Source organism: Vibrio sp. Vb1755 (genome assembly GCF_033338635.1).
Lineage (GTDB): Bacteria > Pseudomonadota > Gammaproteobacteria > Enterobacterales > Vibrionaceae > Vibrio > Vibrio alginolyticus.
On sequence record NZ_JAWOTA010000006.1, the window covers coordinates 40092 to 54552 of the forward strand.

Here is a 14461-nt window from a genome sequence, read left to right on the forward strand (position 1 = left end):
GAATCCTTGTTTACTCAGCGTCTAACATATTGCGCTGAATTTTTAGTTAAATTCGAGTTCTACCTGGCTTTTGCCAAGCAACTGTTTTAAATCGTCGAGTAATGTATCACTTGGCGTAACTCGCCACTCGGTGCCCAATGTTAACCGCGCTCTGGCGTCGGCACGCTGGTAGTATACATTGACGGGTACGGTTCCGGCTTTGTGCGGTTCTAAAATACGGCTGAACTGCTCAAAAAACTGATCGTTGATCTGATTTGCATCTATCGATACCGACAAACCACGAGCGTATTTCTCGCGCGCACTGCCGAGATCCATAACTTCACGCGCCGACATTTTAAGGCCACCGTTGAAGTCATCAAAGCTGACCTGTCCAGAAACGACCAAAATTCTGTCTTTTTCGAGAAGTTCAGCGTATCGATCCAGTGCATCTGAGAACAACATCACTTCCATGCGACCACTTCGGTCATCCAGTGTCATAATGCCAATTCGTGTACCACGCTTAGTCGTCATTACACGAGCGGCAATAACCAGACCTGCCACCGTGACAGATTGGTCGCGGCGAGTGGGCGTTGCGTCTTTTAGTCGACAACTGGTGTATTTGTTTAGTTCCTTTACGTAGGCGTTAATTGGGTGCCCTGTCAAATATAGACCTAGGGTATCACGCTCGCCCTCTAACCACACTTTTTCTGGCCAAGGCGGAACCTGCGTATACTTATGCTCTACTTCTTCAGGTGCATCCGTTAGCACACCAAACATATCCGTTTGACCAAACGCTTCAGCTTGGTGATGTTGACTTGCTGCTTTTACCGCATCATTGAGTGACGCCATCATCGCCGCGCGGTGTGGGCCTAGTCGATCCAACGCGCCCGCGTAAATCAGCTTCTCTATCACTCGTTTATTGACGCGTTTTAGATCAACTCGAGCACAGAAATCAAATAGGTCTTTAAAGTGACCACCTTTATTTCTCGCCTCAAGAATCGCATCGATAGGACCCTCACCTACCCCTTTTATCGCACCAATACCGTAAACAATTGCGCCATTTTCATCAACATTAAAGCGATATAAGCCAGAGTTGATGTCTGGTGGCAGCACGGTGAGCTTCATACGGAAACACTCATCGACCAAGCCAACGACTTTTTCCGTGTTATCCATATCGGCTGTCATTACCGCAGCCATAAATTCGGCAGGGTAATGTGTTTTCAGCCAAAGAGTCTGATAAGAAACCAATGCATAAGCAGCAGAGTGCGATTTGTTAAAACCATAACCGGCGAACTTCTCTACCAAGTCGAAGATTTTCATCGCCAACTCGCCATCGATACCGTTCTTTATCGCACCTTCTTCAAAGATAGCACGTTGTTTTGCCATCTCTTCTGGCTTTTTCTTACCCATTGCACGACGAAGCATGTCCGCACCACCTAGCGTGTAACCTGCTAAGATCTGCGCAATCTGCATTACCTGCTCTTGGTACAGGATGATGCCGTAGGTTGGATCAAGCGTCTCTTTTAGCGACTCGTGTTGCCACTTTTCATCTGGATAAGAGATCGCTTCTCGACCATGTTTACGGTCGATAAAGTTATCTACCATGCCCGATTGCAAAGGACCCGGACGGAAGAGTGCTACCAATGCGATAATGTCTTCGAAACAGTCTGGCTGAAGTCGTTTGATCAGCTCTTTCATGCCTCGAGATTCAAGCTGGAATACTGCTGTCGTTTCAGAGTTTTGCAACAAACGGAAAGAGGCAGGGTCTTCTAACGGTATGGATTCAATTTGAACCGGTTCTTTCCCTTCTCGCTCTAGGCGTGGGTTAATCAGTCCTAACGCCCAGTCAATAATGGTTAAGGTACGTAAACCCAAGAAGTCAAACTTAACTAGGCCAGCGGTCTCAACATCGTTTTTATCAAATTGAGTAACCGGAAAGTGACCTTCAGCGTCTGCATAAATTGGCGCAAAATCGGTAATTGTTGTAGGTGAAATTACAACACCACCAGCGTGTTTACCGGCGTTTCGCGTACAGCCTTCCAAAATATGACACATGTCGATGAGTTCTTTAACTTCCTCATCGGCCTCATACAATTCAGGTAGTGCAGGTTCAGCTTTAAACGCTTTATCTAGCGTCATGCCTGGATCGGGCGGGATCAGCTTTGAAATACGATCAACAAAACCAAATGGGTGGCCCAATACGCGGCCAACGTCACGGATTACCGCTTTTGCCGCCATGGTACCAAACGTGATGATCTGAGATACCGCGTCGCGACCGTACATTTCCGCAACGTGGTCAATAACCTGGTCACGTTTATCCATACAGAAATCGACGTCGAAATCGGGCATCGAAACACGTTCTGGGTTCAAGAAACGTTCGAACAGCAAGTCATATTCTAGTGGATCCAGATCGGTGATTTTTAGTGCGTAAGCCACCAAAGAACCAGCACCGGAACCACGTCCAGGACCGACAGGAATTCCATTATCTTTTGACCACTGGATGAACTCCATTACGATCAAGAAGTAACCAGGAAATCCCATTTGGTTGATAACATCTAGCTCTATCTGAAGACGTTCATCATATTCAGGTCGGCGACGTTTTCTCTCTTCCTCATCTGGAAATAGGAACTCTAAACGCTCTTCCAACCCCTCTCGGGATTTCATGACTAGGAACTCAGTCTCTTTCATCCCTTCGGTTGGGAAAGCTGGTAGGAAGTACTCACCTAAGCGCACAGTCACGTTACAACGCTTCGCTATCTCGACACTGTTTTCTAACGCTTCAGGAATATCAGCAAACAGCTCACACATTTCTTCTTCTGTACGAAGATATTGCTGCGGACTGTAGTTTTTTGGCCTGCGCGGATCTTCTAATGTGTAACCATCGTGAATCGCTACGCGTATTTCATGAGCATCAAATAGGTCAGGACTCAGGAATACAACTTCATTGGTCGCCACTACTGGCAAGTCTTGCTGCTCTGCCAATTCAACTGCAAAGTGAAGATAAGTTTCTTCATCTGGACGACCGGTACGAAGTAACTCAAGATAAAAGCGATCTGGAAAATGCTGTTTATAAAAATCAACACACCCCTGCACTAGTTGACGGTTGCCTTTCAAAAGGCCGCGACCAATTTCCCCGCTTTTACCGCCGGATAATACAATCAAGCCTTCAGACATTTCAGCCAACCAGGCTTTATCAATCACAGGGTGGTGTTGAACATGTCCACGTAAGTACGCTTTTGATATCAATAACGTCAGGTTCTTATAACCCACATTATCCGCCGCAAGCAAAGTCACTTGAGTCAGCTCTTCACCAAACTCGTCCGACTGCATTTTAAAGTCAGCACCAATGATCGGTTTAACACCACTGCCATGTGCTGTACCGTAAAACTTCACCAAACCACATAGGTTGGTAAAGTCGGTCAACGCCATTGCGGGCATACCGAGCTCAGCAACTTTCTTCACGATTGGCGGAACTTTGTTGAGGCCATCCACCATCGAGAAGTCACTATGAACACGCAGGTGGATGAATTTGGGATCTGACATTAACAGGTACCGTGTAACTCTATTTTGTTGGGGATTCTAACCTAAAGAGGTTGGGTTTATAACACCAATTAGATCGTTTGATTATTCTATGCCTAACGCTTTTTTTACTGGCTTGAAACTCTTGCGGTGTTCACTGATCACTCCGTGTTGCTCAATCGCTTCAAAGTGCGCTTTAGTTGGGTAACCTTTGTGCTTCGCGAAGCCAAATTGTGGATGAAGTTTATCCAACTCTTCCATCTCTTGGTCACGCACGACTTTGGCAATAATTGAAGCCGCACTGATTTCGGCAACACGTAGATCGCCTTTTACTACAGCTTGAGCATCCATTGGCAGCTCCGGACAACGGTTACCATCAATCAACACCAAATCAGGTTGAACCTGTAACCCCGCCACTGCACGCTGCATCGCAACCATAGTCGCCTGCAAAATATTCAGTTGATCGATTTCTTCAGGAGAACAACGCCCGACCGCCCACGCCAATGCTTTTTCTTTGATTTCAGGAAGCAACGCCATGCGTTTCTTTTCGGTCAATTTTTTCGAATCGTTCAACCCTTCAATAGGATTGTTAGGATCAAGGATAACCGCAGCGGTGACGACGTCTCCCACCAAAGGGCCACGTCCGACCTCGTCGACTCCGGCCACAAGCTGATAACCTTGCGGATATTCAAACGGAGGGAGTTCAACTTTGGTTTTGGTCGCTTTTGGTTTAACAGCCATGATAAATCTCTATTTTTCAATCAGTTTTAGAACTGCGTTTGCGGCTTGTTGGTCCGCATCTTTACGAATCCAATGATGCATTTCCGTAAACTTATCTAACATCGGTTTATTGTCGCTTTCCAATAAGCGAGAAACCTCAGTAAACAAATTGTCTGGTGTGCACTCATCTTGTAGATATTCTTTGACGAGCTCATCATCCGCCAAGATATTCGGCAATGACACATACTTCGTTTTCAATAGACGTTTAGCTAAGAAAGCAGTAAATGCATTCACACGATAACCCACCACCATTGGACGCTTGAGAAGCATACACTCCAACGCTACGGTACCGGAGGCCAACATCACGGCATCGGATGCGGTGATGACGTTGCGTGCGGTGTCATCAACTAACTTGAAGTCCAACTCTGGCGCTAGCTCTTTCCATGCTTGTTCAAACTGCTCACGGCGTTTTTGATTAACAAGCGCGACAACAAACCCCATTTCTGGAAATTTTTTATGGAGTAACTTGCAGGTTTCAATAAATGGCTCTGAGAGCATTTTTAACTCGCTACCACGACTGCCTGGCAGGACAGCAAGCCACTTTTTATCTTGTTCTAAACCAAGCAACTCACGTGCAGGCGCTTGTTCTGATTCTAGTGGGATGGCATCAGCCAAGGTATGACCAATGAACTCGCAAGGTACATTAAATTTGTCGTAGAACGCTTTCTCAAACGGAAGAAATGCTAGTACCAAGTTCGTTGCCGCTTCTATTTTAAAGATGCGCTTCTGACGCCAAGCCCAAACAGACGGACTCACGTAATGAACGGTTTTAATGCCCGCTTGCTTGAGGTCAAGCTCCAGGCGTAAGTTGAAGTCAGGAGCATCGATCCCGATGAAAACATCAGGCGGATTCTGAGTAAAATACTGAACGAGCTCAGCTTTCACTTTAAGAAGTCTCGGTAAGCGGCCTAAAACCTCGACTAATCCCATCACCGCAAGCTCTTCCATATCAAACAGAGACTCGCAACCTTGGGCTATCATTTTCGGACCACCAATGCCTACGAACTCTGCGTCTGGATATTGTTGCTTTACTGCTTTGATAAAGCCTTCACCTAGCGTATCGCCAGACAATTCTCCGGCAATGATGCCAATACGTAATGGTCTTTCCATATCTACTTCGCTATTTTTCCTGTGCGCTATGGATAACGGTTTGCCTTATCCATAAAACACAAAAAGATCGTAACCTCAAATTTGGTCACGATCTTTTTATTTATTGGTTCATTCGCCAATTAACGAATAATGCCACGTTCCGTCGTTTCCAGAATATCTGAGAAACGCTTCACAGCCGGCCACTCTTGAGCCATTTCAGCCAGAATAGGCTTCACTTCTTCTAGCGTCTTACCTGAACGGTAGATTTCTTTATACGCTTTTTGTAGCGCACGAATCTCTGGTTTCTCAAAGCCATTACGCTTCAAGCCAACAAGGTTCAAGCCGAATGGAGTAGCGTGGTTACCTTGCGCGAGTACATAAGCTGGGACATCTTGCACCACAGCTGAACAGCCGCCAATGTATGCGTAAGCGCCCACTGTACAAAACGGATGAATCGCAGACAGTGCCATCACACCGGCATAATCATCAACAGTAACGTGACCACCAAGAATCGAGTTATTACCGATATGAGTGTGGTTACCAATAACAACATCATGCGCAACGTGTGCATTCACACACAATAAGTTGTCATCACCAATGATCGTGGTTGCTTTGTCTTGCACTGTGCCGCGGTGAACTTGGACCGCTTCACGAATGACGTTACGGTCACCGATAACCACAGTTGTGTCTTCACCACCGTATTTTTTGTCTTGGTTTTCTTCACCAATGACAGCATGTGGGAAAATACGGTTATCTTTGCCAATAGTTGTGTGACCTTTGATCACAACGTGAGACATCACTTCTGTGCCTTCACCAATTTCAACCGTAGAGGTGATGTACGTAAAAGGACCTACTGTTACGTTAGCACCAATTTTGGCGCCCTCTTCTACCACCGCTGCCGGGTGGATTTTAGCGGTTTCATGAATCATATTAAAACTCTCGACGAGCACACTTCAGTTCTGCAGAACATACCACTTCGCCGTCAACTTTTGCTACACCGCTAAATGCAGCAATGCCGCGACGTTCTTTCAGAAATTCTACCTCAATAACCAATTGGTCGCCCGGAACCACTGGTTTACGGAATTTCGCGCCGTCTACGCTTGCAAAGTAGTACAGTTCATTTTCTGTTGGTGCACCAAATGATTTAAATGCAAGTAAGCCTGTTGCCTGAGCCATTGCTTCTAAAATCAAAACACCTGGGAATACTGGTAGTTGAGGAAAGTGACCTGTGAACTGAGGTTCGTTAACCGACACGTTTTTAATCGCGTGAAGGTACTTCTCTTCTTGGAAGTCTATCACTCGGTCGATCAATAAGAATGGGTAGCGATGAGGTAGTAGCTCTTGAATTTCAGAGATGTTCATCGTTTTCTTTTCAGTAGTCAAAGTCGTCTTCCTATATCAATTTTTTGCCGCCAAGATGGCAAACGTGGCAACAGGTCGTAAAGCCGAATCGCTTTGCAATATACTAGCAAAATACGCACCATCTTGGAGTTAAATCTACTTAGAGCGCGTCATTATAGAAGAAAAAGACCCGCATTTCGCGAGTCTTCGTACAGAATATGGAACTAGAGCCTGTTAGCTTTCACGTTAAATACAGAGCGAAAGATAACTTGTTCTAAATTTCTTCTTTCTGTTCCAGCTGTTTTTCAACCGCTTTCAGGCGCTTATTCATCTCATCAATACGGTGAACTCGAGTTGCAGTTTTACGCCACTCTCTGTTCGTTTGTAGTGGAATACCTGATGAGTAAAGGCCTTTTTCTTCGATACTGCGCATTACCATGCCCATACCTGTAATCGCCACACCATCTGCGATAGTGATATGGCCATTCAGAACAGACGCGCCGCCAATCTGGCAGTACTTACCAATTTTTGTACTGCCCGCGACAATAGTACCACCAGGCATCACGGTACCATATCCGATCTGCACGTTGTGCGCGATTTGAAGTTGGTTATCCAGAATGACATTGTCTTCAATGATAGTATCTTCGAGTGCACCGCGGTCAATCGTAGTACAAGCACCAATCTCAACGCGGTTACCGATACGCACTGAACCAAGCTGAGGAATTTTAATCCACTCGCCTTTGTCATTCGCGTAACCGAAGCCATCAGAGCCAATGACGGTACCCGATTGAACGAGACAGTCATCACCCAATGACACTTCATGGTAGATAGTGACATTAGCCCAAAGCTTGGTGTTATTCCCTAGCTTGGCGTTCTTACCGATAAAACAACCAGCACCAACACTTACGTTGTCGCCGAGTTCCACGCCCGTTTCAATCACAGCGTTAGCGCCGATTGTAACGTTCTCACCCATCTTAACGTCAGCGGCAATCACAGCACTTGGTGCAATATCGTCTGCCGGTTTTGGTGTGGTATCCATCGCTTGGACCACACGAGCAAATGCGACATAAGGGTCTGAAACCACTAGCGCATTTCCAACGCATTGATCTTTATGCTCAGCCTTTACCATAACAACGGTAGCTTGGCACTCAGAAAGGTGTTTTGCGTATTTTGGGTTAGACAAGAAGGTTACGTCACCTTCTTGTGCTTTATCCATTGGAGCAACACGGCTTACAACGAGAGACTCGTCACCAAACAGCTCACCCCCGGTAATTGTCGCCAATTCGGCTAATGTTAATGTCTTCATAACTTCTTATTTTAGAGCTTTAATTACGTCTTCAGAGATATTGTATTCTGGCTTGCCGTACTGCAAAGCAGAGATGTCAATCACAAGATCGTAACCATTTTTGTCTGCGACTTTCTTAACTGCATCTTGAATCGTTTTGAAAAGCTTCGCTTTTTCTTCAGCTTCACGACGCGCACTTGCTTTTTCAAGTGCTTGTGCTTTCACTTTGTACTCGCTGTCTAGCTTCGCGATATCGATACGTAGCTTTTCAACTTCGTCTTGACCCAAAAGCTCGCCGTCACGTTGTAGCTTCTCAATCTTTGTTTTAGCTTGTGCTTGGATTGACTTCAGTTCATCAGCTTTGCTTTTGAAGTCTTTCTGCATTTTTTGTAGTACAACTTCACGTTGAGGAAGAGCTTGAAAAACTTGAGCTGTATTTACGTAAGCAATTTTCTGTGCAGCTTCTGCCGCATTTGCAAACATTGAAGAGCTCAGTACAAGAAGGCCAATCCCAGCCGCTTTGATCATTTTATTCAAAATATTTTCCTCTTTAGAAAGTTCTACCGATAGTGAATGTGAAGAACTCTTCATCATCGCCATCAAATTTCTTAATTGGTTTCGCTAGTGAGAATACTAGTGGCCCCATTGGAGACATCCACTGCAACGCCGCACCGTAAGAAGAGCGGTAGTTGGTTGGATCTGAGTAATCGTAGTAGTAGTTAGCACCCGAAATGTTGCTATTTTCTCGATAATCAAACTCGGTATCCCAAACACTTGCCATATCAAAGAAGATACTGGTACGAATTTGGTTTTGTACTTCCTCTGATGCGAACGGCGTTGGAACGATCAACTCAATACTTGCTAATGCGACTGCGTTACCACCCACTGAATCATCTGTCGCAATATCTGTACCATTGTTAGAGCCGGATGTATCGCGGTAAACCGCTTTAGGGCCAACAGAGTTTGAGCCAAAGCCACGAAGCGATGTAAAGCCACCGGCGTAGTAGTTTTCGTAGAATGGGAACAAGTTATCGTTACCATCCGTTTGACCGTAACCATTACCGTAACCTAAGCGGCCACGGAACAAGAGGGTAAACTCGTGCTTTTTAGTCAATGGCACATACTGGCGAACATCGTACTGCATTTTGAAGTATTGAACGTCAGAGCCAGGTACGGTCATTTTATAGAATGCACGCTGATGGTTACCTGCCGTAGGGAAATAGCCACGGTTTAAGTTATTACGTGTCCAAGAGATATTGAAGTCGAAGTCGTTCGTATTCAATGCCCCACTTGAATCTATATTATCTTTTTGCGCTTCTAAGAACTGCTCTACCTGCAAGTAAGGCGATAAGTTACCGATCTTGTTGTGCGTATAACCGACACCGAATTCAAAACGGTTCAACTCATCGAATGGGAAGCCCCACGTTAAGCTCGCGCCATAGCTTTCGTTGGTATAGTCAACGATATTGGCTTCTTTAGCTTCAAATTCGTTATAGAAAACCTTACCACCTAAGCTTACACCGTCTAAGTTCCAGTACGGATCACGGTAATCAAGACTGATGTTTTTCTGGTAGTCATTCATCATCGCGTTGATACCAACACGGTTACCGCTACCAATAAAGTTATCTTGTTGCAGGCCAACCTGGAAGCTCACACCCGATTCTGTACCGTAGCCAACACCGAAGTTAACGCTACCAGAGTTCGCTTCTTTGACAGAGTAAACTAGGTCAACTTGATCATCACTACCAGGAACTCGAACCGTCTGTACTTCAACATTTTCAAAGTAGCCCAAACGATTTAGACGAGTTTTACCCGTTTCAATCGATTTCGAGTTCAACCAACTGCCTTCCATCTGACGCATTTCACGACGAAGGACTTCATCTTTGGTTGAGTTATTACCCGTGAAGCGAATATCACGAACATAAATTCGGTTACCCGGGTCTACGTTAACGACCAAAGAAACTTCTTGATTCTCGTCGTCAAACTCTGGAATGGTATTCACTTGAGGATAAGCATAACCGGACTCACCAAGCACACGCTTAATCCCTTCTTCCATTGAAGTCACCAACGAGCCGTTGTATGTCTCATTGTCTTCAAATGGCACAAGTCTTTCGAACGTCGCTTCCTCACCAATCAAATCACCACGGAACTTCACGTCCTTAACGGTGTAAACCTCGCCCTCTTCTAGACCAAGAGTAATGTATACCCCTTTCTTGTCAGGAGAGATTGCAACTTGTGTCGAATCAACGTTAAATTTTAAGTAACCACGATCCAGGTAGAATGATTTGAGTGCTTCAATATCACCTGCAAGAACTTGCTTTTGATACTTTTCATCAGAAAGGAAATTCCACCACGGCACATCAACATTTAAGTTAAAGCGCGAAAGCAGTTCTTCATCACTGAACACTTCATTACCGATAAAGTTGATTTGCTGAATTTTTGCCGACACACCTTCAGTAAAGACAAACTTAAGATCAGAACGATTACGTGGTAGTGGAGTCACCACCGCTTTTACTGTTGCGTTGTATTTACCTACGCTGTAGTAAAAGTCTTCTAAGCCTTTTTCAATGTTGCTTAGCGTGGTGCGGTCAAGCGCTTCACCTTCACGAACGCCAGACGCGTTCAGGTTTTCTTGTAGCTGCTCGTCCTTGATTGCTTTGTTACCTGAAAAAGAGATGCTTGCAATGGTAGGACGTTCTTTGACTTGAACCATCAGAACACCACCGTCACGCAACACTTTCACATCTTCAAAGTTACCAGATGCATACAGGGCGCGGATAATTTCTGCAACATCGCCTTGGCCAATGGTATCACCGACACGTACAGGCATTTTCAACAATGCAGCACCCAGTGCTACACGCTGCAATCCATCGATTTCAATATCTTGAACTACGAAGTTCTCTGCTCCATTTGCAGATACACTGGTCGCCAGTAAACTTGCAAATAGAATTCGCTTAATCGCCATACTTGTTCTAATTATTCCTTGCTACTGCTTTTGTCTCTGAACTATCACAGACGAGTAAAATCATTAAATAGCGCTAACGCCATGAGCGAGAAGATGATCGCACCACCAATTCTAAAACCCATTTCCTGCACTTTCTCAGGAACAGGACGTCGAATGACAGCTTCAATTGCAAAAAACAACAAATGACCGCCATCCAACATTGGTAAAGGAACGAGATTAATAATACCTAGGTTAACACTAATTAGAGCGAGAAAACCTAAAAAGTAGACCAAACCATAATCTGCTGTCGCGCCTGCGCCTTTGGCTATTGATATTGGTCCACTCAGATTATTCAGACCAACGTCTCCAACAATCAGCTTCTTAAGCATGCTGATTGTCAAACCAATGACTTGGCCAGTTTTGTCTACTGCTTTACCTATTGACTCGAATACACCAAACTGAAGATCGAAGCGATAACTTTCTGGCCATTCTGCGACTTTAGGTGCAATACCTGCAAAACCAACGACTTCTTTGTTAGCTAGCTCACGGCTACCGGGCGTCAGCGTCAATGTTTGCTCATAACCCTGACGCAACACCGTCAATTCAAGCGGTGTATCAGGATTAGAACGAACCGCTTCAACCACTTGCTTCCATTCGGTTACGCGTTGTTGACCAATTGCGACAACCTCATCACCTGGAAGCACACCGGCTTTTTCCGCCGCTCCACCTTGCGAGACCTGCTCGATAACTCGATACACCTCCGGTGTATACGGAGCAAAACCTAACGACTGCATCGCTGACTGAGTTTCTGGGTCGAACTTCCACTCACGTAAATCGAGCGTTTTCGTTACTTCTGAACCAACTTCATTCGCTGACGTTAGTGTTACCGTCATCAAATCATCGCCAATATGAGAAATCAATCCCATATTTACTGATTCCCAATCCGGAGTTTTGATACCAGATATCGATTTAAGTTCCATTCCAGATTCAATTCCAGCTTCCGCAACAATCGAATTGGGCGTAACTTCACCAATTACAGGCTTAACAGCTGGGATACCAATTAGAAATACCAGCCAATAGGCAAAAATTGCGAAAAGAAAATTAAAGATGGGGCCAGCCGCAACAATAGAGGTTCGCTTCCATAACGGCTTCTTATCAAACGCTAGGTGCTTCTCATGCTCTGGCACCTCATCGACACGGCTATCAACCATTTTCACATAGCCGCCGAGAGGGATCATTGAGATGCTGTACTCCGTTCCGTCTTTGCCTACTTTACTCCAAATAGACTTGCCGAAACCGATTGAAAACTTTTCAACTTTAACGCCGCAACGGCGAGCAACCCAAAAATGCCCAAATTCGTGCACGGCAACAAGAATGCCCAGTGCGACGATAAAAGAAATGAGATTCCACAATATACCAGTCATCAGCTACGCTCGCGTATGGTTTCTAGGGCAATAGTTCGTGCCATTCTATCTAGCTCGAGCAAGCTTTCCAAGCTATTCGCATTCTCAGCTTTGCAGCTTGCGTTGATTTTATTCAACACAGACTCATTGATGCGAGCAATATCGGTAAAACCTAGTCTGTTATTTAAAAATGCATCAACAGCGACTTCATTAGCTGCATTCAATGCTGTTGTTGCGTGTTGACCTTCATAACAGGCATCAATTGCGAGTTTTAAACATGGGTAACGAGCAAAATCAGGCTGCAAAAACGTCAGCTCACCAACTTTCGTGAAGTCTAGCGGCTTAACCCCAGCTTCCACTCTTGACGGGTATGACATGGTGAGCGCAATTGGCGTCGCCATATCCGCTTCTCCCATTTGTGCCAAGACCGAACCATCACGATACTGAACCATAGAATGAATTACCGATTGAGGATGAATAACCACCTTCAGTTGTTCGCGATCAGCATTAAATAGCCACTTAGCTTCGATATACTCAAGGCCTTTATTCATCATCGTGGCAGAGTCAACAGAAATTTTTGGCCCCATCGACCAGTTTGGATGAGCAATCGCCTGCGCGGGTGTCACCTGCTCCAGTTCTGCGATGTCAGTGTAACGGAAAGGACCACCAGATCCAGTCAACAAAATATGAGAAATGCCATGTTCTTGTAAATTGCAACGACCTAGACTGGTTTGTACTTGCTGTGGTAAACATTGGAAAATGGCGTTGTGTTCACTATCGACGGGAAGTAGCTCTGCGCCAAATTCTTCAACGGCATCAATAAATAGCTGGCCTGACATTACAAGTGCTTCTTTATTTGCCAACAAGACTCGCTTACCTGCTTTCACGGCAGCCATGGTAGGCAATAAGCCAGCGGCTCCTACAATAGCAGCCATTACACTGTCGACCTCGTCCAGCGAAGCAATATGGCATAGCGCATCAACACCACCTAGCACTTCGGTACCTGGCGAAACTGAGTGTAGCTCAGCTTGAAGTTGAGACGCCGCAGCTTTATCTGCCATGACCGCATACTTAGGTTGCCACTGACGACATAAACCGATCATCTTTTCAACGTTAGTGCTTGCCGCTAAGGCAACGACAGAAAACAGATCTGGGTTTTGTTCGACCACTTTAAGCGTGCTTGCACCAATTGATCCAGTAGCACCAAGAATCGTTAACTTTTGCATGTTGTAAGACCGTTAGAAAGCTCAGGAGCGACGACGCCGCTCCTGATAAATTAGAATACGTAGTAAAGAAGAGCAAAAACTGGGAATGCTGCGGTTAGGCTGTCGATACGATCTAGCACACCACCGTGCCCTGGGATAATGTTACTGCTGTCTTTAATGCCTGAGACACGTTTGAACATACTTTCAACCAGATCACCAAGCACTGAAACAACGACAGTAACCAGCGTAATCAGCACCATATGGACAGGGCTAGTGAACTGGATATCGAACCAATCAGCAAATGCCCACGCTACGATTAATGCCGTGATAATGCCACCAATTAACCCTTCAATGGTTTTATTGGGGCTTACATGAGGAGCCATCTTACGTTTGCCTAAGCTTTTGCCTGCAAAGTAGGCGCCGCTATCTGCAGCCCATACCAAGAAACAAACGTACAACACAAGCTTTGCGCCGTGGTATGGATCTACAGTGATGTCATACGCTCTGAGAATAATCACACTCCAAAGGAATGGGATTAATGTCAGAAAACCAAATACATGACGTAAAACAAAATTACTTTGCCAAGATTTCGTCGTTTTGGGGTAAGTAATCGCCATTAAGCTAGCAATAATCCACCAAACAAAACCAATACCCAAGACGACATAATGAGGTGTCGTTAAGTGATTGAGGCTATATGCATCAGGCGAGATGTATAGAAAACTAAGTCCGGTAATAATGATTGCCGGCACAAGGGCAGCAATGCGAGAGTTGCTTCCTGTAAACTGAGTCCACTCCCAAAAACCTAATAGCGTTATTGCAGTTAAAGCGGCAATAAAGCCCATTAGCGGTAATTTAAAAATGCCTAAAATAACCAGGGGAGCTAAAATTAGTGCTGTTATTATTCTCTGTTTCAAAC

At 45.1% G+C, this 14461-nt stretch carries 11 protein-coding genes; all 11 read right to left on the reverse strand.

Annotated elements, in window-relative coordinates:
- Positions 1-42: 42 nt before the first annotated feature.
- Positions 43-3522 carry a DNA polymerase III subunit alpha gene (gene dnaE / locus R7E00_RS07880; protein ID WP_005380363.1) on the reverse strand — a complete coding sequence of 1160 codons (3480 nt, stop codon included), beginning with the start codon at positions 3520-3522 and terminating at the stop codon, positions 43-45.
- Positions 3523-3603: 81 nt separating this feature from the next.
- A complete protein-coding gene (rnhB, locus tag R7E00_RS07885) occupies positions 3604-4239 on the reverse strand; it encodes a ribonuclease HII (RefSeq protein ID WP_005380361.1) in 636 nt (211 codons plus the stop codon).
- A gap of 9 nt (positions 4240-4248) precedes the next feature.
- Positions 4249-5388 (reverse strand): lipid-A-disaccharide synthase, encoded by a 1140-nt coding sequence (gene lpxB, locus R7E00_RS07890; protein ID WP_005380359.1) that lies wholly within the window; start codon positions 5386-5388, stop codon positions 4249-4251.
- Between the two features lie 119 nt (positions 5389-5507).
- Positions 5508-6296: an acyl-ACP--UDP-N-acetylglucosamine O-acyltransferase gene (gene lpxA / locus R7E00_RS07895; protein WP_005380357.1), complete on the reverse strand. Its 789-nt coding sequence runs from the start codon at positions 6294-6296 to the stop codon at positions 5508-5510.
- 1 nt (position 6297) lies between these two features.
- Positions 6298-6750, reverse strand: coding sequence for a 3-hydroxyacyl-ACP dehydratase FabZ (gene fabZ, locus R7E00_RS07900; RefSeq protein WP_005380349.1), 453 nt, complete (start codon positions 6748-6750; stop codon positions 6298-6300).
- Between the two features lie 232 nt (positions 6751-6982).
- A complete protein-coding gene (lpxD, locus tag R7E00_RS07905) occupies positions 6983-8014 on the reverse strand; it encodes a UDP-3-O-(3-hydroxymyristoyl)glucosamine N-acyltransferase (RefSeq protein ID WP_005380347.1) in 1032 nt (343 codons plus the stop codon).
- A gap of 6 nt (positions 8015-8020) precedes the next feature.
- A complete protein-coding gene (locus R7E00_RS07910; protein ID WP_005391804.1) occupies positions 8021-8530 on the reverse strand; it encodes an OmpH family outer membrane protein in 510 nt (169 codons plus the stop codon).
- A 13-nt stretch (positions 8531-8543) separates the two neighbouring features.
- Positions 8544-10958 (reverse strand): outer membrane protein assembly factor BamA, encoded by a 2415-nt coding sequence (bamA, locus tag R7E00_RS07915; protein ID WP_005380335.1) that lies wholly within the window; start codon positions 10956-10958, stop codon positions 8544-8546.
- Between the two features lie 44 nt (positions 10959-11002).
- On the reverse strand, positions 11003-12361 hold the full coding sequence (gene rseP, locus R7E00_RS07920) for a sigma E protease regulator RseP (RefSeq protein WP_005380334.1): 1359 nt from the start codon (positions 12359-12361) through the stop codon (positions 11003-11005).
- Positions 12361-13566, reverse strand: a complete 1206-nt coding sequence (ispC, locus tag R7E00_RS07925; RefSeq protein ID WP_005380333.1) for a 1-deoxy-D-xylulose-5-phosphate reductoisomerase — start codon at positions 13564-13566, stop codon at positions 12361-12363. Before ispC ends, rseP begins: the two co-directional genes overlap by 1 nt.
- A 50-nt stretch (positions 13567-13616) precedes the next feature.
- The gene (locus R7E00_RS07930; RefSeq protein WP_031779042.1) at positions 13617-14459 is read right to left on the reverse strand and encodes a phosphatidate cytidylyltransferase; all 843 of its coding nucleotides are present in this window, start codon (positions 14457-14459) and stop codon (positions 13617-13619) included.
- Positions 14460-14461 lie beyond the last annotated feature (2 nt).